Genomic DNA, 22469 nt, shown 5'->3' with positions numbered 1-22469 from the left:
ACCCGACACGCTAACTCCTGCCGACAGCTGAAGCGCTAACTCAGGATCGAGGAGACGAGGTGTGACTACGATGACGATCGCCGCCGATTCGACGCCTGAGTCGAATGTTCGACTTAAGCGGGAACTAAAGGCAGCGGAGGCGAAGAAGCGCGCAATGGCGCTGCTGCTGATTGCGCCGCTCGCCATTTTTCTGCTGCTGATTTTTGTCGTGCCGATCGGCGCGCTATTGACGCGGGCGGCGCAGAATCCGGAGGTGGTGAACGCCCTGCCGCATACGCTCAATGCGTTGAGCGGTTGGGATCGCAAGGCGCTGCCACCCGATGCCGCGTACTCCGCGCTGGCCGTGGACTTGGCGGCGATTGCCGATAGCGATGGCATGGGCGCGCTGGCGCGACGGCTGAACGTGGAAATTCCAGGCTATCGCTCGCTGGTCGCAAAATCGGCTCACGCCATGCCGTTCGTCGACGACAACAGCAAGCCATTGACGCTCACGCCGGCCCAGATGCACGCGAAGTTCGTCGAACTCGACGAACGCTGGAACAACATCGCGTACTGGCAGGCGATCGCGAAGAATTCCGGTGCATATTCGCCGTTTTATCTGCTGGCCTCTTTGGACCACAAGCAGGATGGATTTGGTCACATCATCGAGACGGATCCGGACCAACAGATTTATCTTCACGTATTCAGCCGCACCTTTGTGATCGGCGCGGTCGTGACCATTTTCGCGCTGCTGCTCGGTTACCCGCTCGCTTACTGGATTTCGACGCTCTCCGATCGCCGCGCGAATCTGGTGATGATCCTCGTGCTGATTCCGTTCTGGACCTCGATCCTCGTACGTGTGGCTGCATGGATCGTGATTCTGCAAAGCGAAGGGCTGGTGAACAAGGCGCTGATCGCCAGCGGGCTTCTGCACGATCCGTTGTCGCTGCTGTTCAACCGCACGGGCGTGTACATCTCGATGACGCACATTCTGCTGCCGTTCATGATCCTGCCGCTGTATAGCGTGATGAAGTCGATCCCGCCGACCTATCAGCGCGCCGCGATCTCGCTTGGCAGTCATCCGTTCGCCGCGTTCTGGCGCGTGTATGTGCCGCAGACTTATCCGGGCATCGGCGCGGGTGCGTTGCTGGTGTTCATTCTGGCGATCGGCTACTACATCACGCCGGCCTTGCTCGGTGGACCGAACGATCAGATGGTCAGCTACTACGTCGCGTACTTCACCAACGTGACGATCAACTGGGGTATGGCGTGTGCGCTCGGCGGCTTGCTGCTCGCCGCGACGCTCGTGCTGTATGTCATCTACGGGCGCTTTACGCGTTCGTCCCTGAGCCTCGGCTGATCGCCTGAACGGAGCTTACTCGCGATGAAACTTGCCAAGCCCTTGTTTGCGCCGCATACGTCCTTGATTGAACGCGTGTGGTATTTCGCGTTGCGCGCGCTTGCCGTGCTGACGCTGCTGTATTTGATCCTGCCGGTGCTGGCGATTGTGCCGTTGTCGTTTTCTTCCAGCACGTTTCTGGTGTATCCGATTCCGGGCTGGTCGCTGCGCTGGTATGAGAACCTGATTGGCTCCGATGAATGGCGCATGGCGGCCAAAAACAGCTTTATCGTTGCGCCTTCGGCGACTGTCGTGGCGACGGTGCTCGGCACGTTGGCTGCGATCGGCCTGACCAAAGCGAATTTCCGCGGCAAGGCCCTACTGATGGCGGTTCTGATTTCGCCGATGATCGTGCCGGTGGTGGTGGTCGGCGTCGGCATGTATCTGTTTTTTGCGCCGCTTGGGCTGGCGAATACGTATATCGGGTTGATTCTTGCGCATGCGTCGCTCGGCGTGCCGTTTGTGGTGACGACGGTGGCGGCGACGTTGCAAGGCTTCAATTACAACCTGGTGCGTGCGAGTTTGTCGCTGGGTGCGAATCCTGTGAAGACGTTCTTCCGCATCACGTTGCCAGTGATTGCGCCGGGCGTGATTTCGGGCGCGCTGTTCGCGTTTGCTACCTCGTTTGACGAAGTGGTCGTGACGCTGTTCCTGGCTGGAGCGGATCAAACCACCCTGCCGCGTCAGATGTTCACCGGTATTCGCGAGAACATCAGCCCGACTATCGCGGCGTTGGCGACGATTTTGATCGTGTTTTCGACGTGTCTGTTGCTTGCGTTGGAATGGCTGCGGGGAAGGAATGCGGCACGGGCGGTGGCAGCGTAAGCGTCACGAGTTGAGCGGCAAGATTAAGGCGTCTGATGTTCTGCGTGGGGGAGACCGCGTTCTTCGCCACGATGCGCGTCATGTAGCAAGAAGCTCTGCTGCAGAGCCACGGCAACCCTTGCCAGCACGTCGTCCCAGTTGCCTCGCTGCGACTGGGTGAAGATGCGCAAGCTGGGATACCAGGGGCTGTCATCCCGACCGCACCCCCAGCGCCAGCAACCTGCGAAGCGGTTGAGCAACCAGACGCGTTTTCCCATCGCCGCAGCGAGATGCGCTACTGAGGTGTCGGCGGAGATGACTAAATCGAGGTTTTCTAACAGGGCTGCGGTGTCGGCAAAGTCGGTGAGCTCATCCGTCCAGTCAATTAGATGCCCGCGGCTTGCCTCACCGAGGCGCTTCGTCGGGTCATCAGTCTTTTGCAGGCTGACCCAGCGTACGTGCGGCAACGCTAGCAGCGGCGCGATTTGCGCGGGACTCAGACTGCGTAGCCGGTCAACATCTATGCCTGAATGACCGCCCGCCCAAACTATGCCGACGCGCGGCAATCCGGGATTCGGCAGGGCGGTGAGTCGCGCGCGCCACTCGCCGGCGCGGTCAGCGTCGGCGAACAGATAGGGGATGGTGGCTGGAACATTGTGGAATCGAGTGCCGAACGCCATTGGCAATGACATCAGAGGGCAGTACCAGTCCCAGTCGCTCAGATCCTCAGGTAATGCATCGATCAGCACGAGACCCGGCCAGCGGGAAGAAAATGATCGTTCGTAGAGACGCTGCAAGGAGGAAGGGCAAACATAGGCTACTTGCGAAAATCGTTCGAGCGCCAGTGGGAGATAACGCACAAACTGGAGGCTGTCACCGTACCCTTGTTCGTGAATGATGAGCAGGCGCGTGTTCCGTGCGGATTTTCTGTGCTCAACATCTGTTATTTCCGGGCTCTCGCCCTTCCATTGCGGCAACGGTAACTGTGGCCGTGCGGCTTGCGGGATCCCATTGGAGTCCTCGAAACTGGCCCAGCGATCTTCGAAGAACGGCCACGCCTCTTCATAGCGCTCTGCCGCAAGCAGGATATGGCCAAGATTGCTGCGGGCGCTGAGGTTGTCAGGAGCGAGTGCGATAGCGCAACGGAAGCGCCGCTCCGCCTCGTCAAGTGCGCCCAATGCCTTTGAGATGAGGCCCAGGTTGTTGTGTGCTGCCGAGTTGCCTGGGTCGAGTTCGAGCGCCCGGCGATAGCTGATGGCCGACTCCTCAATGCGATCCTGGTACTGCAGCGCCAACGCCTGGTTGTAGTGGAGTACCGGCAAGTCTGGCTGTAGCGCCAAACCTCGCGAGGCACTTTGAGCTGAACGGGCAAACGCGCGCAATCTGCACTGAATCACAGCCAGGGTGTTGTAGAAGACGGGATCGGGTCGGGCCTCGATCGCACGCTCAACCCACTCTGACGCAGCCTCGGTATGGCCTGATGCCAGCGTGACGAGGCCGCCTAAATGCAGGGAGTCGGCGTGACTTGGGTGTTGGCTCAGGATCAGATTGAGGATTGTCGCCGCAGTGTCGAAGTGTCCGGCATTGTGGGCTTGCAAGGCCTCGTTGTATAAGGTCGCAACGTCGTCGGACGACGCGTGAGCGAGAGTTTTCATGATTGGGAACGTCGGTTCGGCGCTTCGAACTTGAATGAGAGGTAGGCGCTCCCCTCGTTTGCGCTGACACGCCATCACGCGGGAGGGTAAGCAAGCTTCAATTTTGTAGGCAGCTGAACGGATAGTCTTTAGGACCTTTCCGAGATACGCGACGTATTATGGCTACGCTCAGGGCGATTGCATGAAGCTCATAGGCCCAGCAGGCTGGCACGATATGGATCGTTGGCGCGAGCCTTGAGGCGGCGTATCTTCAGTCCTGCTTTTGTGTTTGTATCGAACTTGAGCAGCGGTGCGCACCCCGAAATGCGACGGATCTGACTGCCATGACCGTGCGGATATCGGAGCCCTACGGCGCGGCCGATACCTGCCATCCCCCACCCAGCGACTGAAACAACGCAGCAGTATCGGCAAACCGGTCGGCCTGTGCGCGGGTCCGGTCGAGCGCGGTTTGCAACACCTGGCGCTGCGTATCGAGCAGGCTGAACTGACTGACGCCGCCCGCCGAATACTGCGCTTGTGCGATAAGCAGACTCGCTTGCGCCTGCTGCGCGGCCTCGTCGCGAGCCTGCAGTTCGTGCGCATCGTCCTGTAGCGCTGTCAGCGTGTCAGCAACCTGCTGCAGCGCCTGCAGCACCGTCTGCTGATAATCAGCTAGAGCCGCATCATAAGCCGCTTGCGCGGAGCGCTTCTTTGCGCGCAGTTCGCCGCCGCGGAAAATCGGTTGGGTGAGATTCAGGCCGAAATTCCAGATATTCAGCCCGCTGACCACGTCCTGAATGTTCGTGCGTTCCGAACCGATCCCAGCCGAAATGGAAAATTGCGGAAACAGGTTCGCCGTTGCCACGCCGACATTCGCGCTCGCTTGATGTAACAACGCCTCCGATGCGCGGATATCAGGCCGTTCGCGCGCGAGCGTCGATGGCAATGTGAGCGGCAACGTATCCGGCAGATGCAGCGAATCGAGCGTCAGGTCTGCGAAGTCCGCCTTCGAGGGCGGCATGCCACGCAGGATAGCGAGTTGGTGGTCGGTCTGCGCAAGTTGTGTCGCGAGTGGCGGCAACGACGCACGGGTCTGCGCGAGCAGCGTGCGCTGGCTGCGCACATCGAGTTGCGAGACGCCGCCTGCTGCGAACCGCCCCTCGGTGATCTTGAGTTGCTGCGCCTGGGTGTCCGCGAGGCGCTGCGTCAAGGCGATCTGCTGCTTTAAAGACGCGCGCCGAACCACAGTCGAAACCACATTGCCGGCGAGCGAGAGCCGCGCCGCTTCGAACTCGAACGACTGATAGTCGACTTGCGCCATGAGCGCTTCCAACGCCCGGCGATTGCCGCCGAAAATATCGAGCGCGTAGGACACGCTCACCGACGCGTTGTAAAGCGTAAACGGCCCCTGGTTGGGCACATTCGGAATGCCGAACGCCGCGATATCGACCCGCTGCCGCACGCCGGATACGGTCGCGTCGACAGCGGGGAATGCGGTCGCGCCGAATTGCGCGTTGTAGTTTTCGCGTGCCTCGATCAGCTTCGCGCGGGCTTGCGTGAGCGTGGGGCTTTGTTGCAGGGCCTGCTCGACGAGACGATTGAGCGCATCGGACTGAAACTGCTTCCACCACATCGGTGTCGCATGCTCAGCCGCGACAAATGTCTGCGATGCGCCAGCCACACCGCTGGCCGTGACGGTCCTGGCGGGTTGCGCTTCATGTGTATAGGTTTGCGTGTCAGGCGCCGCCGGCGGCTGAAAATCCGGCCCCACCGCGCAACCGCACAGCGCGACGACGGACAAGTAAGCGAGCGGCTTCATCGATCGATCCTCCTAGTCGAGCGTGCGCCGGTAGAAACGCAGCGCGACGCCCATCACGACGACCATGAACAGCGCCACGGGCCACACCGACGGCCACAGGTCGGCCCAGTCGTTTCCTTTGAGCAGGATGCCGCGAACCAGCCTGTTGAAATAGGTGAGCGGCAGCAGATTGCCGATGAATTGCGCCCAGCGTGGCATGCCCGCGAACGGGAACATGAAACCGGATAGCAACAGACTCGGCAGAAAATAGAACACGGTCAGTTGCATCGCCTGCAACTGATTCTGCGCAATCGACGAAAGCGTGATGCCGACCGTCAGATTCGCCGCGATAAACAGCAACGCAGCCAGATAGATTGCCAACAGGCTGCCGGCAAATGGCACCCCAAACACGAAGCGCGCCGCGGTCAGAATGATCGATGCCTGCACCAGCCCGATCATCACGTAAGGCACGATTTTGCCGGTCATTACTTCGATCGGTAGCACGGGCGTGGCGAGCAGGTTTTCCATCGTGCCGCGCTCGCGCTCGCGGGTGATGGCGAGGCCGGTCATCATCACCATCGTCATCGTCAGGATCACGCCCATCAGACCCGGCACGACGTTGTATTGCGTGATGCCTTCGGGGTTGTAGAGGCGGTGCACCTGGACGTCGAAAGCGGCCGGGGAGCCGTTCAGATGGGCGAGCGGCCCGGTGATGTCCTTGTCCGCGACTGGTTGCACAAGGCCTGGCAGCGCGGCGAGCGCGGTGTTCGTCGCGGTGGGGTCGGTGGCATCGGCTTCGACCAGCAGCGAAGGACGTTCACCGCGCAGCAGACGCTTCGAAAAATCCACCGGCACCGACAACACGAACTGCACCCGGCCTTGGGCAAGAGCGCGGCGGCCAGCCTCCTCGTTGGGCAAGGATTCGACGATGTCGAAATAAGCGGAGTTTTTCATCGCGGCGATGAAGCTGCGCGAAAACGTGTTGTCGTCGCCGATGATGACAGCCGTCGGCAGATGCTTCGGGTCGGTATTGATCGCGAAGCCGAACAGCGTGAGCTGAATGACCGGCAGGCCGACGATCATCGCGAACGTGATGCGGTCGCGCTTTAACTGCAGAAATTCTTTGAGCACGATGCTCCACCAGCGCGACAGCGAAAACAGGACGCGCGTGCTCACGGTTGCGCCCCGTAGTTGTCGGTGGAGTGGCCCATCAGGTAGATGAACACGTCTTCAAGCCGGGTTTCGATGCGCTCGGCGCGCAGCGCAGTGCCCTCGGTCGCGCGCCTGACCGCAGCTTCGAGCGCGGCATGGTCGATGCCGCTGACGTGCAGCGCCGAGCCGAATACGACGGTCTGATCGACGCCAGGTGTCTTGCGCAATTGTTCCGACAGTTTGCTCAGGTGCTCGCCGTAGATGGTCCAGGTCGCGAGATTCTGCGATTCGATCACGTCCTTCGAAGTGCCTTGCGCAAGCAGCTTCCCGTACGCGATGTACGCGAGCTTATGGCAGCGCTCGGCTTCATCCATGTAATGCGTGCTGACCAGTACCGAAATGCCGCGCGCGGCGAGGCGATGCAATTCCTCCCAGAATTCACGGCGTGCGTTCGGATCGACGCCTGCAGTCGGTTCGTCGAGTAACAGGAGCTGAGGCTCGTGCAGCATGCAGGCTGCAAGCGCGAGCCGCTGCTTCCAGCCGCCGGACAACGCACCGGTCAGCTGATCAGCACGACTTTGCAGACCCAGCGATTCGAGCGAGCGGTCAACCGCCTCGCGCCGGTTCGCCATCTGATAGATACGGGCGACGAAGTCGAGGTTCTCGCGAATCGTCAGGTCGTCCCAATACGAGAAGCGTTGCGTCATATAGCCGACGTTGCGTTTGATCTGTGCGCTCTCGCGCACGATGTCGTAACCGAGACAGGTGCCGCTGCCCGAATCCGGTGTGAGCAGTCCGCACATCAATCGGATCGAGGTGGTCTTGCCGCTGCCGTTCGGCCCGAGAAAGCCGAAAATCTCGCCGTGCGCGACCTGCAATGTCACGTCGTTCACGACATGTTTATCGCCGAAGTGCTTGTTGAGCTTGTGCACGTCGATCGCGTATTGCGCATATTGCGGCGCGGGCGGTTTCATTGCAGGTTCACGGCAACGGGTTGGCCGGGGTGCAGCTTGACTGCGTCGGCGGCGGAAGAGCGGGCTTCGACCATGAACACCAGCTTCGCGCGGTTCTCATTGCTGTAGATCACCGGCGGTGTGTATTCGGCCTCGCTCGATATGTACGTGATTTTCGCTGGGACGTCGGCGCTGCAACCGTCGCAATGAATGGAAAGCGCCCGGCCTGGCGCGAGCTTGCCGACCACGGTCTCCGGTACGAAGAAGCGCACTTTCACGTTCTGCGGTGGCAGCATCTGTACGACCGGATTTCCCGCCTGTACCCACTCGCCGACGCGATACAGCGTGTCGTAGACGAGTCCTGCCGCCGGTGCGTTGACGCGCTTCTGGTCGAGCTTCCATTGCGCCTGGGCGACGGCGGCCTGGGCGGCTTCGACTTGCGCGCTCTGCGCAGTGATTTGCTGCGAACGGCCGGGGAGCTGCGCGACGTCGACCTGGTTGCTCAGTTCCCGCACTTGCGCGGCGGTGGCGTCTGCGTTGGCGCGCGAATCGTCGAGTTGTGCTTTCGGGATGCCACCCGCGCGGTACTGCGCTTCATCGCGCGTGAGTTGCAGCGCTGCCTTGCGCGCATTGGCGACCGCTTGCGCGAGTTGCGCTTTGGTGACGTTCACTTCTGGACGGCGCTTGCCGGTTTGGATATCGGCTAGCTGTGCGCGTGCCGCGGCGAGTTGCCGTTGGGCCTGCTGCAAAGCGGCGGTTTCGTCGACAGATTCGAGCGTGAATACCGGTGCGCTTGCGTCGACGGTCTGTCCTCGTGCGACCGTCAACTGCGTGAGCTTGCCGGATTGCGACGAGCCGAGATACACGAACTCGCCCTCGATATAGCCCTGATAGACGTTGTTGTCGCGATGCGAACAGGCTGCGAGGGCCGTCGCCGTGAACAGCAGATAAACGCAGGCGCTGCAAGGACGACTCATGACTGGCTCCCGGTGTCTTTGCGGTTGCGGCGTACTGGTGAAGGCTTCGGCTTCGGCTGTTGTGCCTGCGCTCGCGATTGTGCTTGTGTTTGTGTATGCACTCGCACCGATGCCATATGTGGCGCTGGCTGCATGCCGCCGATCAGCAGTGTGGTCACATGCCGACGCAACGCATCACGCTCTATGACGGGCAGGCCACGCGCGCTTTGCCAGATCTTCGCCGTGGCGAGCGGCAGCATCACGAGCGCCAGAATTGAGTTGAATAGCAACATCGCTTCCAGGTCGCCATTGACTGTGCCGTCCTGCTGAGCGTGTGAAACGCGGCTGCTGAAGCGCTTGATGTTGTCGAACGGGATGCGCTGGATCATTCGTTCACGCAGCAGGCCACCTTCGTTGACGATCTCCCGCAGCCAGAGTGGCGGCAACCACGGCATGCGGTCCGTCACGTCAAACAGGCGCGCGACGAATTCGTGCACAAGTGCGAAGGGATCGCTCACGGCGTCTTCAACGGCCGGGCGCCAGACGAATTTCGCCGCAGGGGCGAGCCGCTCGTCAGCCACTGCGTCGAGCAGCTTTTCGCGATTCGTGAAGTAGTAATGGACCAGTGCCGACGTGACGCCCGCTTCGCTCGCGATCTGCGCGACCGTCGTGGCCGCGATGCCGCGTTCGGAAAAAAGCCGCGTCGCGGTATCGAGCAGATGTTCGCGCGCATCGAAGTCCCCGACGGCCGGGCGGCGGCCGAGTGGCTTCGCGGGTGAGCGCCTCGAGTTCATCAATTCAGATTAATTGATGAGTTAGTTAAATTCAAGAAGGGCGTTGCCGTATGCGGTCCGCATTATCGACGGCCTGTCCGTCTGACAGAACTCTAGGAATCTTCCCATTCCATGCCGCTTTGCGTCTGTTCATACTCAAAACTTCTTAAAAGTGAATGCGTTCTTCGCAAGGATTTCATGAAATTTCAGTTAACGCTGCTGGCATGTGCGCTGGCTTTGTCGGGTTGCGCGGGGCAGGCCGCACGAGACCGACTCGGTATCGAAGACCCGACCGTTCTGAAGACTGGCATCGGCGTGGCACAAGACGCGGCCGCTGGCGCGCCGACGCCTCAATGGTTTAGCACCTATGCGCCAATCACAAGCGGTGGCGAGGCGCTTGCCGGCCTGCAACAGCAGTTGGACAAATTGCCCGGTGACAAGAACAGTTATTTTCACGCAAAGGCTCAGTGCTGGATTAATGCCGGACAGGAGGAGTGGCGCGCCCGTGACCAATGGGGTTTCGTCCAGGAAGCCATCGGTCAGGCGGCGATGATCACGATCGGCCTGCAAAACGGCACGGCGTTGTCCGCTGCTAATCCGGAATTGCGCACGGTGTCGACGGTGCGTCCCGACTTGTGGAAGATCGTCAATGTGATCAAGAGCGATCCAGCCACGGCCCGTTGCCCGGAGGCACAACAGCCGCTCGCCTGTGCTGAGGTAGAACTGATCCATGCAGGACATTACGCATGGAGACGCAATTTCCCTGCCGCTGAGAAAGCGCTGCCCGGCATCCAAAGCGAATTGCAGAAATCGGCGGAAGCGGCGTTGCAATGCGCCAAGCCGCAGAAGGCCGAGCCGGCGGCTGTGCAAACGATCACGCTCAGAGCCGATTCGGCATTCCGCTTCGACAGCGGCGACGAAACCGGCATGCTGCCGGGCGGCAAGGCGCAACTCGACGAAGTGGTCGCGGGTTTGCAGCAGGTGAAGGGCATTCGCCAGTTACACATCAACGGTTACACCGACCGCCTTGGCAGCGACGCGTACAACCAGAAGCTCTCGTTGCAGCGTGCGCAAACTGTGCGGGAATATCTGCGCAACCGCGGCGTGACGTTGCCAATAACGGCGCAGGGGCACGGTAAGGCAAATCCGCTGGCGGAATGCTCGCAGACGAAGCGCGATGAACTGGTGCAATGCCTGGCGCCGAACCGGCGTGTCGAGATCGATTTCGTGCGCGATCAGGGCTAATCCGGCGATTGACGCGCCATTATCGTTTTCAATCCCAAGCGTACTCTCATCAAATCAACCTGTCCGCGTACTGTGATTGACAGGTATTTGTAAACTCATTAGGAAGACAAAATAATGACTACTATCTTGATCGTGGACGATCATCCCGCGTTGCGGCTGGTGATCAAGACTCATCTTTCACAACTGCTCGGCATCACTGAAATTATCGAAACCGATAATGGACAGACCGCAGTCGAGTTGGCCCGGCAGCACACGCCGGATCTCGCTATTCTCGACCTCGATATTCCGCGTATCAACGGGCTCGATGTGATTCCTCGTTTAAAGCTGGTGCATCCTTCGATTCGCGTGCTCGTTCTGTCAGGTCACGATCCGTCGACCTTCGCGCCGCGCGCGATGCGTACGGGCGCGCAGGGTTTCGTCGGCAAGTCGCAGGACATGAAGGAGATCTTGCGCGGCGTCGAGGCCGTGCTGGCGGGGTACACCGTTTTTCCTATGTCGGCAGGTGGCGCCGGCGTGGGGGCGTCCGTAGCCAGCGAAGAAGAGAAGCTCAAGTTGTTGTCCGATAAGGAACTCGTCATCCTGCAAATGCTGGCCAAGGGTATGTCGAACAAGACTATTGGCGACTCGCTCTTCATTAGCGACAAAACGGTGAGTACATACAAGAGCCGCATCCAGGAAAAGCTGGGGCTATCTTCGTTGGCGGCGCTGATTGAATTTGCGGCGTTGCAAAGACTGATCGACTGAGTTTCGCAGGCTATGAACATGATGAGCCTGTTTGGTTCTCCGGTGGGCGCGCAGGGTCGCGCTCGCCGCTTCTCTCCCTCAGCACGTACGGCATCGATCCGCTACGCGACCGTGTTGGGTAGTCTCTTCGCATTCACGCTATTGTGCATCGTGTCGGTGCGCGCCAATGCGGCGCCGTTAGCGGAAGCAAGCTCGCTCGCCGGCAATCCGCGCCCGGTTGCCGCGCTGGCAGCGCGCGGCCCGGTGGGTGACGCCCAAGCGGGTGGCGGCGCTTATGTTCGTGGGCAAGTCGTCGATGTCCATGCCGTTGGTGCCGCGCCGGCCAGTGAAAACAGTTCCTCGCAGGACGGGTTCGCTGTTGCCGAACACAGCTCCGCTCCGGCATGGCCTGCGCTGTTTGCGGTGCTAGTTGCCCTCACGGGTCTGGTGATTGTCGCGTTGGGCGGTTGGTGCCGGGCGCGCGCTGGGCTAAAGCTCACCTCCAGGAAACTACAGGTTATCGAAAGTGACTGGCAACGCCGGCATACCGCGGCCGAAGCACGGGAGCAGGCCGCGCGCATCGCTGCAGGCATGCAGGCGACCGCCGCTGCGAAGCAGGAGCGTGACCGTATCCTGAGAACCATGCGTCATTTTGTTGGCGGGCCATTGTCCGCGCTAGCCGGTCTGTTGGACGGACTCGACACAGCTTCGCTGACGCCCGTTCAGAGAGCCTTGGCAGGCAAGATCCAATCAGCAGTGCGGACATGCGTTCGCGCGCTGGAGGACATGCTGTCGCCCTCCCCAATTGAACCGCATGCGATCGTGCTCGACGAAGATTCGACGGATTTCCGCGAATTGATTGATGGCGTCGTCGCATTGTTTTCACCCGCCGCAGCGCAACGGGGTCTGCTTCTGAGCGTGAGCATCGACCAGTCGGTGGCCGCGCGCGTCCTCACCGACAGCGCGCGGCTGGGTCAGATAGTCTTCCATTTGCTGAGCAAGGCTGTGCGGGCGACCGAGCACGGACAGATCACTATCGCCGTGCGAGCACAACCGCTGAACGCCGGTTCGCAGCGCATTTTCATCAGCGTGAGGGATGTCGGTGCGAAGGCTGCACCTTCGGCGCAGCCGCAGCTTCCCGGGTTATTTGTCACCGGCGAACCGATGGGCGACGAGTCTCACAGCGACGGTGATGCCGGGTTCGCACTATGCCGGCTGCTTACGCAGCGCATGGGCGGCGAACTCACAGTTGAGGTTCAGCCGGGTCTCGGTACATGCGCGACGTTCGCTGCGCCGTTCCCTATCGAGTCCCTGCGGCCGTTCGTCGAACCTGCCAACGGCAATGCCCTGGCGATCACCGCGCGGTTGGCGGGGGCGGCGCCGGGCGGTCAAGCCGAATCATTCGACCGAAGCTATCTTGGCGCGCTATCAGACGAGGGCATCGATTTGCATACGTTTATAGCGGGCTGGCGGCGTTCGATGCTCGACGACCTGGATAGATTGCGTAGCTTGCGCGACGGGCGTGACCGGCTTGACCTCGCTGGTTTGCGCGCCACGCTGCACCGGCTCAGCGGTGCGGTGGGACTGGTCGGCGCATCGAGTTTGATGGATGCATTGCGGCAAGTCAGCGCCGCCAGGACGGAACCGGAAACAGACGCGATTGACGCGCTTTTGAAGCGCGCCGAGGCGTTGATGATGCAACTTGACGACCAGGCGATCGACCCGCATCGGAGCAAGCTGTCATGACTCGACCGCTAGCCTTGATCGAGGGCGATCTGACGATACCGCTGCCACGGCCGTTCGACGGTCTGCCGCCGCCGTTTGGCGCGCACCGGCGCATGCTGCGCGAGGCCGTACAAAAGGCCGTGGAGCAAGTTGCCAGGCCGGCACGAGCTCCGCGGTTTCCGCCGGGCGTGACGCACATTCTGTCCTACAGGGCGTCGCCACAACGCGTGGATACCACGCGGTGGGACGCATCAATGGCGGAGGCGAGGCGCTATCTGGAAATGAGCAGTACCCGCCCGCGCTCTTCGCGCTCGGATCACCTGCTCGCGGCGTCGATTTTCGCTGGTTGCACCATCGCGCTGACATGGTTGCTCGTAACGTGCTCCATGAAGGAAGCGGAGAAGGCAAAGCCGCCGGCTGTCGCGTCTGCGGTTCAGTCGTCCGCCAAGGCCACCGATTCGCCACTCGATCATTCGCAACAGCCTGTTGAACCGGCCGTTGATGCGACGCGGGCGGCGGCGCTGGCAAGCACACCCGCGCCGCTGCAGACCATCGCGTCCATTGGGAGCGCCGCTCCAGCTACTCCGGCGCGCTATGTCGAGCCAGTAGCGGTGCCAACGAACCCAATCGCGCAGGCCGGATCTTTGCCGGATGCTCCGAAGCAGTCCGTGTCCTTGTCTCAGGCTGAGCCAAGGCCGACTGCTGCGCCATCTCCGGTTATTCAAAAGCAGGCCGCGTCGTTGCCTCAAGTTACGCTGAAGCAAAGCACGCAAATTGCCGCCCGTGACGACAACTCAAAGGCACCGGTCAAGGGTGCGAGCAGAACCAGGATGGCACGCCTGACGGAGGCTCACGTGAGTGGGCGTCTGGCGCTGAGCCGCACGGTCCGTCCGGCGGCACAGCCCACCGTATCGACGCAGCCCGAATGGAGCGCCCGTCCGTCGCATGATGACGGCTCGGTCGATCAGGCGCCGTGGCTGGGTTGGGCCTCGCAGCAGCACCGCACCCCCCCGGCGATGCGCGCGACCGTGCCTGCTGACAACAACTGGAATGACCGTATGACCCAGCGCCGGATCACCGACGATCCAGCGGCCTTCCACACCGGTGGAAGCGGAAAGTAGTCTCGTGTACGGAACAACAACCATGGATTTACCTTCGCATGAATGCCCAGACTGAACGCATTGCCAAAACGTACGACGATTTACCCTATATATCGGGGTGCTACCCAGAGAGCGCCCCCGAGCACCTCCGGGCCGTTGCCTATCTGTTCGGGCTCGACGTTCCACCGTTGCAAAAGGCGCGTGTGCTGGAGCTCGGCTGCGCCGCCGGCGGCAACATCATTCCCTTTGCGACTCGCTATCCGCGGGCCACGGTGGTCGGGGTGGATCTCTCCGTTGTGCAGATCGAGGCTGGCCGGCGTGCGATCGAGACGCTTGGGCTGAGCAACATCGCGCTGAGGCAGGGGAGCATTGCGGATCTCGACGCAAGCCTTGGGCAATTCGACTACATCATTTGCCACGGAGTTTACAGTTGGGTCCCAGACGACGTCCGCGAAGCCATTCTGCGTGTTGCGAACGAATGTTTGAGCCCGGAAGGCATTGCCTACATCAGCTACAACACCTATCCCGGCTGGAAGGCGAAGGAAGTGGTGCGTGACGCCATGATGCTGCGCGGCGGCGGTCGTGCTTCGCCCGAAGAGGGACTGGCTTACGCGCGCGGCATGATTGATTTCCTGCATGACACGGCGCAGCCCGGCAGCCTGCTGAAAAAGATCATGGATGACAACATCCAGATGGTCCGTCATGGCGATGCCAGCTACCTCAATCATGAGTATCTTGAGGTATGCAACAGTCCCTGCTACTTCCGCGAGTTTCTTGCGAGGGCGGAACGCCGTGGTCTGAGCTACCTGGCCGAGGCGGAGATCGGGAGGGTGTTTGCCGGCAACCACGGACGGCATACTGCGGAATTGTTGCTGAAGGAGTGTGCCGGCGAACAGGTGGTACTTGAGCAATTGATGGATTTCCTCAATAACCGGACCTTCCGCCAGACTTTGCTGGTTCATGATAAACGCGCTGAACAGATACGCTATGGATTCGACCTAAAGCGGCTCGTCGGCCTCCACCTCGCCGGCCGCTACGCGCGCCAGCCGGATGGCGACGGTCGTTGGCAGGACGTTCGTAGCGGTCGGACTATCGCTACCGGGCCGGACACTCAGCAGGTGATCGATGCGCTCAACGAGGCATGGCCTGCAACGGTCGCTGTCGAGGAACTGGTGCGGTGGGTGACAAGCGTTTCCGGGCAAGCGGGTGAGGAGATCGAATCCAGGGTGCCGGATTTCGTTCGGAGCCTGGTTATCCGTAACGCCGTGCAGTTTCGGCTAGAGCCTGTAATCGCGCCGCCTCGTCCGATCGCGCACCCGGAGGCGCCGTCAGTGTTGCGTCGGCTTGCTGAGCTGCGCGCCGGCGGCGAGGCGTCACTGACGCTGTTTACTGCGTGGCACGAATGTGTGGTGACACTTGGGCCGGTCGAGCAAAAGCTCTTGCCCCTCTGCTGGACGGTAGCCGCAATCTTGACGCGCTGGCGGAGATCATCGGCCGTGGCGTGGCAAACGGCGAGCTGCATTTCAAGCGCGATGGAGAGGTATTGACGCAGCCTGCGGAGATCGCCGCAGCGATCGAAGAAAACGTCCGGCGCGCTGTGCAATGGTTTGCCGATAGCGCGATGCTTGCGGCACGCAGCGAAACTGCGTCTGCCGGCAAGCCGGCTTCGAAACAGCGTGTCCGAAAGGAACCCTAACAGAGGGCGATTGCATGAAATGTTACGGAAGGTTCCGGGATCGTTGTAAGGCGCGGTGTGGCGCAGGACATCGCCTCGCGCTGGCCCGCCGCGCCAGTTTGCTTGGCCTGTGAGCTTCTTGCAATCGCCCCGTGCGTGTGCAAAGCGCTCGGTGCCTTTGGGAATCGTCTCATAGTCGACGACAAAAGCGAGACCTACTATCTAATCCCTTGCAGCGGTCTGCTTGTAGGGCTCCGCGCAGAACGACACAATTCAATCTTGGAAGAAATATCTATGCTGGACATCAACGCTGCCGTCGAGGAATGGCTCACCGACCATGCACGCCGCGGTTGTAATCCCCAGTCCATGTTTGATGCCATGCTCAAGGAAGGCTTTGAACCGGACATGGCGGGTGGCGCTATTAGCGCAACTTTCCAAGGCATCCGGTCAAAAGATCCGCTTCCGATGGGTGTGGAAGCCACTCGGCCAGGCGAATATCAATACGACGCATGCCCAGTCTCAACGGACAACGTCATTCGCGCCTTCGACCGTGACGTCACCGTGTCGATGCGCTGCGAACGTCCACAAATCATCGCATTTGACAACGTTCTTTCCGCAGAGGAGTGCGACGAGGTGATTGAGCGCTCGCGACCTCGCCTCAAACGTTCGGTCACTGGCGCTGGTGTCTACAACAGCATTCGCACTAGCGACACCGCTGTGTTCCGCCCCGGCGAAGATGCATTCATCCAGCGCCTGGAGCAGCGTTTCGCCAGCCTGATGAATTGGCCCGTGGAGAATGGTGAGCCCTTGCAAGTCCAGCGCTACAAGGTCACGGGCGAATATAAGCAGCATCACGACTACTACTCGCCACAACAACCGGGTGCGATAGCTCGCGGTAAAGATGGCGGCCAACGCGTTGCGACGCTGATCGTCTACCTAAACGATGTGCCCCAAGGAGGCGCCACTCAATTTCCTCTACTGGGACTATCGGTTGCCGCAAAGCGAGGCGGAGCGTTATATTTCCGCTATATGAACGGGCTGCGGCAACTGGATGCGTTGACCTTGCATGCGGGGGCGCCAGTACTGGCCGGAGAGAAGTGGATCGTAACAAAGTGGGTCACTGAGCGACCGCTGGAAAGTCGCGCGAGGCGCTAACGAGTGAGCGTCAATCAGCAGCGTAGTTGAGGCTAGGCCGCTTATCCGCCACCTTCACACCCCCATGCCTAATCCAGCAAGGGCGAGTCGTGATTAACCAAGCCCACACCGACCGCGGCAGCAAATAAAAAAAGCCCGGCCAAAAAGCCGGGCTCTCAAATCGGCTGCGTCCTTCCACAAGGACGCAGCACCTGCAAAACAGCTTGCAGTTACCGCATACGTTACCAGATACCTTAAGCAGCCAGCAGCGAACGCAACACGAACGGCAGAATCCCGCCGTGTTTGTAGTAGTCCACTTCGATCGGCGTATCGATACGCAGCAGAACCTGCACGCGCTTCTCCTTGCCGTCCTTGCCGCGAATCACCAGCGTCACTTCCTGTTGCGGCTTGAAGTCCGAACCCAGGCCTTCGATGTCGTACGTTTCCTCGCCGGTGATACCGAGCGATTGCACGCTATCCGAGCCCTTGAACTGCAGCGGCAGCACGCCCATACCCACCAGGTTCGAACGGTGAATCCGCTCGAAGCTGCGAGCAACCACAGCCTTCACGCCCAGCAGTTGCGTGCCCTTCGCAGCCCAGTCACGCGACGAGCCCGTGCCGTACTCTTCACCCGCGAACACAACCGTCGGCGTGCCCGCGTCGATGTACTTCATCGCTGCGTCATAGATCGACTCTTGTTCGCCGCTCGGCTGGTGAATCGTCAGGCCGCCTTCCACACGCGTGCCGTCTGCCTTCGCCGGGATCATCAGGTTCTTGATCCGGACGTTCGCGAACGTGCCGCGCATCATCACGTCGTGGTTGCCGCGGCGCGAGCCGTAGCTGTTGAAGTCGGCCTTTTGCACGCCGTTTGCCTTCAGCCACTTGCCTGCCGGCGAGTCTTCCTTGATCGAGCCAGCCGGGCTGATGTGGTCGGTCGTGACCGAGTCACCGAAAATGCCCAGTGCGCGTGCGTTCTTGACCGCAGCGATGCTGTCGGCCGGCGTCATCGAGAAGTCCTTGCCGAAGAACGGCGGCTCAGCGATGTAGGTCGACTTCGGCCAGTCGTAGACTTGACCTTCTTCGCCTTCGATCTTGCTCCACAGGTCGCCCTTCTTGGTCAGCGACGCGTAGTTCTTGCGGAACGCATCTGCGTCCAGCGCAAACTTGAGCAGGTCGTTGACTTCTTCGCTGGTCGGCCAAATGTCGCCCAGGTAGATGTCCTTGCCGCCCTTGCCCTTGCCGACCGGTTCGGTCATCAGGTCGCGCGTGATGTTGCCGGCGATCGCGTAAGCCACAACCAGCGGCGGCGAGGCCAGGAAGTTCGCGCGGATGTTCGGGTGAATACGCGCTTCGAAGTTACGGTTGCCCGACAGCACAGCTGCCGCAACGATGTCGTTCTTCGTGATCGCTTCGTTCAGTTCCGGCGTCAGATCGCCCGCGTTACCGATACAAGTCGTGCAACCGTAAGCGGCCAGCGTGAAACCGAGCTTGTCGAGGTACTTCATCAAGTCGGTCTTCGTCAGGTATTCCGTGACGATGCGCGATCCCGGCGCGAGCGAGGTCTTGATGTGCGGAGCGACCGTCAGGCCCGCTTCGACAGCCTTCTTCGCCAGCAAACCAGCAGCCAGCAGCACGCTCGGGTTCGACGTGTTCGTGCACGACGTAATCGCGGCGATCAGGATGTCGCCGTTCTTCACGTCGACGCCGTTGCTCGTCGTGTATTGCGCGTCCAGATCGGCTTCCTTCTTCGCAAAGCCGTTTTCTGCCACCGGCTTCGAGAACAGGTCGCTGAAGGTCGACTTCACCTGACCGATTTCGATACGGTCTTGCGGGCGCTTCGGACCTGCCAGCGACGGCGTCACCGTGCCGAGATCCAGCGTGACGACCTTGGTGTAGTCGATCTGGCCAGCCTTCGGAATACCGAACAGACCCTGCGCCTTGAAGTAGTTTTCGAAAGCGGAGATTTCTGCGTCGGTGCGGCCCGTGCCCTTGAAGTAGTCGATGGTTTTTTCGTCGACCGGGAAGAAGCCCATGGTTGCGCCGTATTCCGGCGCCATGTTGCCGATCGTCGCGCGATCCGGCAGCGACAGCGACTTCGTGCCTTCGCCGAAGAACTCGACGAACTTGCCGACAACCTTTTCCTTACGCAGCAGTTCGGTCACGGTCAGGACCAGGTCGGTCGCCGTCAGGCCTTCGCGCAGTTTGCCCTTCAGTTCGACGCCCACCACGTCCGGCGTCAGGAAGTACACCGGCTGGCCGAGCATGCCGGCTTCAGCTTCGATACCGCCCACGCCCCAGCCCACCACGCCGATACCGTTGATCATGGTGGTGTGGCTGTCGGTGCCGACCAGTGAATCCGGGTAGTACACGGTGTCCGTGCCTTCGGCCTTCTTGTGCACACCGCGTGCGAGGTATTCCAGGTTCACCTGGTGAACGATACCGACGCCCGGCGGCACGACCTTGAACGTGTCGAATGCCTGCATGCCCCACTTCATGAACTGGTAGCGCTCGTTGTTGCGCTGGAATTCCAGTTTCATGTTCAGGTCGAGCGCGTTCTTTTCGCGGAAGTGATCGATCTGCACCGAGTGGTCGACCACCAGATCGACCGGGACCAGCGGTTCGATTGACTTCGGATCCTTGCCCATGTGTTTCGCGACACCGCGCATTGCCGCGATGTCGGCGAGCAGCGGCACGCCGGTAAAGTCTTGCAGCACGACGCGCGACACGACGAACGGGATTTCGTCGACGCGCGCAGCGGTCGGCTTCCAGTTCGCGAGCTGCTCGATGTGTTCTTCGGCGATCTTCTTGCCGTCGTAGTTACGCAGCACCGATTCCAGCACGATACGGATCGAAACCGGCAGGCGGTCGATCTTGATGTTCAGTGCCTTGCCGAGTTGCGGCAGGGAGTAGAACTTGCCTTTGCCGGAACCGCTGTCGAATTCCTTGAGCGTTTTGTGGAGGTTGTGGGCCATGGTGTTTTCCTTGGTTTGATCGCGGAACTACAGTACTTAACTTGAACTAGATGACGTACAGATCGACGTATTCATTGACCGGCATGGCTTCGAGCCGTGCCTGATCCAGCGACACGTCGAGAATCGCCAGTTGTTGCTTGACCGGAAAGCGGCGCGCGAGGTTGGTCTTGAACTTCTCGACCAGCAACGGAATCCCGTCTTCGCGACGACGCTTATGACCGATCGGGTATTCGACTACAACTTCGTCGAACGTCGACCCGTCGTTGAATTCGATCGTCAGTGCATTGGCGATCGAACGCTTCTCAGGATCGTGGTAATCCTTCGTGAACTGCGCGTCTTCGACACATTCCATCCTGGCGCGCAGCACATCGATACGCGCGTCCTGCGCGATCGAATCTTCATAATCCATGGCCGTCAGACGGCCATGGATCAACGGCACGGCGATCATGTACTGAATGCAATGATCGCGGTCGGCCGGGTTGTTCAGGGGGCCTTTCTTGTCGATGATGCGGATCGCGGCTTCGTGCGTGCGGATCGTGATCTTCTTGATGTCTTCCACGCGTTTGCCTGCTGCGGCGAGTTGCGCGTGCAAAGTCATCGCCGCTTCCACCGCCGTCTGCGCATGGAATTCAGCCGGGAACGAGATCTTGAACAGCACGTTTTCCATCACGTACGAGCCGTATGGACGCTGGAACCAGAACGCGTTGCCGTTGAATAGCACGTCGTAGAAGCCCCACGTCTTCGCGGTCAGCACCGACGGATAGCCCATCTCGCCGGTCTTCGAAATCAGCGCGAGCCGCACGGCGCGCGACGTTGCATCGCCAGCGGCCCATGACTTGCGCGAGCCGGTATTCGGCGCGTGGCGGTACGTGCGCAACGCGTGCCCATCGACAAACGCCTGCGATACCGCGTTAATCAGTTCGTCGCGCGTCAAGCCGATCAACTGGCCGACCACCGCGGTCGACGCCAGCTTTACCAGCAGCACATGATCGAGCCCGACCTTGTTGAACGAGTTCTCGAGCGCGATACAGCCTTGAATTTCGTGCGCCTTGATCATGCCGATCAACACGTCTTTCATCGTCAGCGGCTGTTTGCCCGCCGCGATGGCACTGCGCGAGAGCCAGTCGGCCGTCGCCAGAATTCCGCCGAGGTTATCCGACGGGTGGCCCCATTCGGCAGCCAGCCATGTGTCGTTGAAGTCCAGCCAGCGGATCATCGCGCCGATGTTGAAGGCGGCCTGAACCGGATCCAGCTGGAACGACGTGCCCGGTACCTTCGCGCCGTTGGGGACGATCGTGCCGGGCACGATCGGTCCCAACAGCTTGGTGCAGGCCGGGTAGGTGAGCGCCTCGAGTCCGCAACCGAGCGTATCGATCAGGCAGTTACGCGCGGTGTCCAGCGCGAGCGTGCTGTCGATCTGATAGTCCAGCGCGTAGTCGACGATATCGACCAGGACTGGGTCCGGGTCGGGTCGCACGTTGGAAATCGGAGCGGACATCGGGGTGCCTTCCTGATGTAACGGATTAGTTGGTCTTGTTGACCGCGTTCGATTGCGTCGGAGCCGGTGCGCCTTGCCCCATGGCTGCCGTCTTGCACTCGTCGGCCAGACGCGAGCTGTCCTTATCCGAGAACAACATCGCCTTCGTCGGGATCACGACCAGGTCCATGCCCGATGCGGCGTCGTGGAAACGGTCTGCGCCCGTGGTGGTCGTTTCGCGCGGCAGATTGTAGTTTTTGTTCGCCCAGTGAACCGTGACGATCTGGTCACGCTTCATGTCGCCCTTCAGGTCGAATGCGAGACCTTCGTCGCATGACCACTTTTCCGAGCCTTCCGGCACCGGATCGACCTTCGCTTCCTTGGCCGGATTCGACTTGCGCTTGATCAGGCGCTTCGGTTGCGGGCGCTTCGCCACAGCCTTGGCAGCCGGCTTCGTGGTCGTGGTGGCGGTGGTCGCCGTCTGCGCAGCGGCGTCAGTCGCGACGGTCAGCATCGTCGTGGACAGGGCGCCAATCACAGCGGCGATCATCAGCTTTTTCATGGTGGAGAACCTTTCTATCTAATTTCAGTTGAACAGTACGCGGGCTGCCGGTCCTGGCGACCGCGAGGGTTGAACTGCACGCGCTATGAAAGCGCACAGCGACCGCTATTTTCTCCTATTTAGCGGCACGTACCTCAAATTCTCGGGACCGGTGTAATTTGCGCTCGGACGGATGATCTTGTTGTCGATCCGCTGCTCGATGATGTGCGCGCTCCAGCCTGCAGTGCGGGCGATCACGAACAGCGGGGTGAACATCGCCGTCGGCACGCCCATCATGTGATACGAGACCGCGCTAAACCAGTCGAGATTTGGAAACATCTTTTTCACATCTGCCATCACTGTTTCAAGTCGTTCGGCGATGTTGAACAGCTTCAGGTTGCCCGCTTCCTTCGAGAGCTTCTTCGCGAC

19 protein-coding genes are annotated in these 22469 nt (G+C 60.7%); 9 read left to right on the top strand and 10 right to left on the bottom strand.

Features of this window, described 5'->3' with window-relative positions:
* Window positions 1–70: 70 nt before the first annotated feature.
* On the top strand, window positions 71–1339 hold the full coding sequence (locus P3T22_RS00095) for an ABC transporter permease (protein WP_429324160.1): 1269 nt from the start codon (window positions 71–73) through the stop codon (window positions 1337–1339).
* A 24-nt stretch (window positions 1340–1363) separates the two neighbouring features.
* Window positions 1364–2203, top strand: a complete 840-nt coding sequence (locus P3T22_RS00090; RefSeq protein WP_063498389.1) for an ABC transporter permease — start codon at window positions 1364–1366, stop codon at window positions 2201–2203.
* A 23-nt stretch (window positions 2204–2226) separates the two neighbouring features.
* Here the strand turns inward: P3T22_RS00090 and P3T22_RS00085 are convergent, their stop codons facing one another.
* The 6 genes from P3T22_RS00085 to P3T22_RS00060 form a co-directional block, all read right to left on the bottom strand.
* A complete protein-coding gene (locus P3T22_RS00085) occupies window positions 2227–3837 on the bottom strand; it encodes a tetratricopeptide repeat protein (protein WP_429323870.1) in 1611 nt (536 codons plus the stop codon).
* A gap of 346 nt (window positions 3838–4183) precedes the next feature.
* On the bottom strand, window positions 4184–5635 hold the full coding sequence (locus P3T22_RS00080) for an efflux transporter outer membrane subunit (protein WP_429323869.1): 1452 nt from the start codon (window positions 5633–5635) through the stop codon (window positions 4184–4186).
* A 12-nt stretch (window positions 5636–5647) separates the two neighbouring features.
* Window positions 5648–6790 carry an ABC transporter permease gene (locus tag P3T22_RS00075; RefSeq protein ID WP_429323868.1) on the bottom strand — a complete coding sequence of 381 codons (1143 nt, stop codon included), beginning with the start codon at window positions 6788–6790 and terminating at the stop codon, window positions 5648–5650.
* Entirely contained in the window at window positions 6787–7740 is a 954-nt protein-coding gene (locus P3T22_RS00070; RefSeq protein ID WP_429323867.1) for an ABC transporter ATP-binding protein, read from the bottom strand. Before P3T22_RS00070 ends, P3T22_RS00075 begins: the two co-directional genes overlap by 4 nt.
* Entirely contained in the window at window positions 7737–8696 is a 960-nt protein-coding gene (locus tag P3T22_RS00065) for an HlyD family secretion protein (protein ID WP_429323866.1), read from the bottom strand. The genes P3T22_RS00070 and P3T22_RS00065 overlap by 4 nt, the downstream gene beginning before the upstream one ends.
* Window positions 8693–9469: a TetR/AcrR family transcriptional regulator gene (locus P3T22_RS00060; RefSeq protein ID WP_429323865.1), complete on the bottom strand. Its 777-nt coding sequence runs from the start codon at window positions 9467–9469 to the stop codon at window positions 8693–8695. Before P3T22_RS00060 ends, P3T22_RS00065 begins: the two co-directional genes overlap by 4 nt.
* A gap of 177 nt (window positions 9470–9646) precedes the next feature.
* Between P3T22_RS00060 and P3T22_RS00055 the strand changes: the two genes are divergently transcribed.
* From P3T22_RS00055 to P3T22_RS00025, 7 genes are all read left to right on the top strand, one after another.
* Window positions 9647–10693, top strand: coding sequence for an OmpA family protein (locus P3T22_RS00055; protein ID WP_429323864.1), 1047 nt, complete (start codon window positions 9647–9649; stop codon window positions 10691–10693).
* Window positions 10694–10807: 114 nt separating this feature from the next.
* The gene (locus P3T22_RS00050; RefSeq protein ID WP_429323863.1) at window positions 10808–11437 is read left to right on the top strand and encodes a response regulator; all 630 of its coding nucleotides are present in this window, start codon (window positions 10808–10810) and stop codon (window positions 11435–11437) included.
* A gap of 18 nt (window positions 11438–11455) precedes the next feature.
* Window positions 11456–13162: a sensor histidine kinase gene (locus tag P3T22_RS00045; RefSeq protein WP_429323862.1), complete on the top strand. Its 1707-nt coding sequence runs from the start codon at window positions 11456–11458 to the stop codon at window positions 13160–13162.
* Complete coding sequence (locus P3T22_RS00040) at window positions 13159–14262, top strand: hypothetical protein (RefSeq protein WP_429323861.1); 1104 nt, start codon at window positions 13159–13161, stop codon at window positions 14260–14262. The genes P3T22_RS00045 and P3T22_RS00040 overlap by 4 nt, the downstream gene beginning before the upstream one ends.
* 38 nt (window positions 14263–14300) lie before the next feature.
* Window positions 14301–15788, top strand: a complete 1488-nt coding sequence (locus P3T22_RS00035; protein ID WP_429323860.1) for a methyltransferase regulatory domain-containing protein — start codon at window positions 14301–14303, stop codon at window positions 15786–15788.
* The gene (locus tag P3T22_RS00030; protein WP_429324159.1) at window positions 15689–15937 is read left to right on the top strand and encodes a hypothetical protein; all 249 of its coding nucleotides are present in this window, start codon (window positions 15689–15691) and stop codon (window positions 15935–15937) included. The genes P3T22_RS00035 and P3T22_RS00030 overlap by 100 nt, the downstream gene beginning before the upstream one ends.
* Before the next feature lie 273 nt (window positions 15938–16210).
* Window positions 16211–17071: a prolyl hydroxylase family protein gene (locus P3T22_RS00025; RefSeq protein WP_429323859.1), complete on the top strand. Its 861-nt coding sequence runs from the start codon at window positions 16211–16213 to the stop codon at window positions 17069–17071.
* A 233-nt stretch (window positions 17072–17304) separates the two neighbouring features.
* Here the strand turns inward: P3T22_RS00025 and acnA are convergent, their stop codons facing one another.
* From acnA to P3T22_RS00005, 4 genes are all read right to left on the bottom strand, one after another.
* Window positions 17305–20022 carry an aconitate hydratase AcnA gene (acnA, locus tag P3T22_RS00020; RefSeq protein WP_429323858.1) on the bottom strand — a complete coding sequence of 906 codons (2718 nt, stop codon included), beginning with the start codon at window positions 20020–20022 and terminating at the stop codon, window positions 17305–17307.
* Between the two features lie 46 nt (window positions 20023–20068).
* The gene (locus P3T22_RS00015) at window positions 20069–21520 is read right to left on the bottom strand and encodes a bifunctional 2-methylcitrate dehydratase/aconitate hydratase (protein WP_429323857.1); all 1452 of its coding nucleotides are present in this window, start codon (window positions 21518–21520) and stop codon (window positions 20069–20071) included.
* Window positions 21521–21545: 25 nt separating this feature from the next.
* The gene (locus tag P3T22_RS00010; RefSeq protein WP_063498402.1) at window positions 21546–22061 is read right to left on the bottom strand and encodes a hypothetical protein; all 516 of its coding nucleotides are present in this window, start codon (window positions 22059–22061) and stop codon (window positions 21546–21548) included.
* A gap of 105 nt (window positions 22062–22166) precedes the next feature.
* On the bottom strand, window positions 22167–22469 hold a 303-nt coding region (locus P3T22_RS00005; protein ID WP_429323856.1), incomplete at its 5' end, for a citrate/2-methylcitrate synthase.

The organism is Paraburkholderia sp. GAS348 (assembly GCF_050434205.1).
Taxonomy (GTDB): Bacteria; Pseudomonadota; Gammaproteobacteria; order Burkholderiales; family Burkholderiaceae; genus Paraburkholderia.
This window is presented reverse-complemented; position numbering and strand designations above follow the sequence as displayed.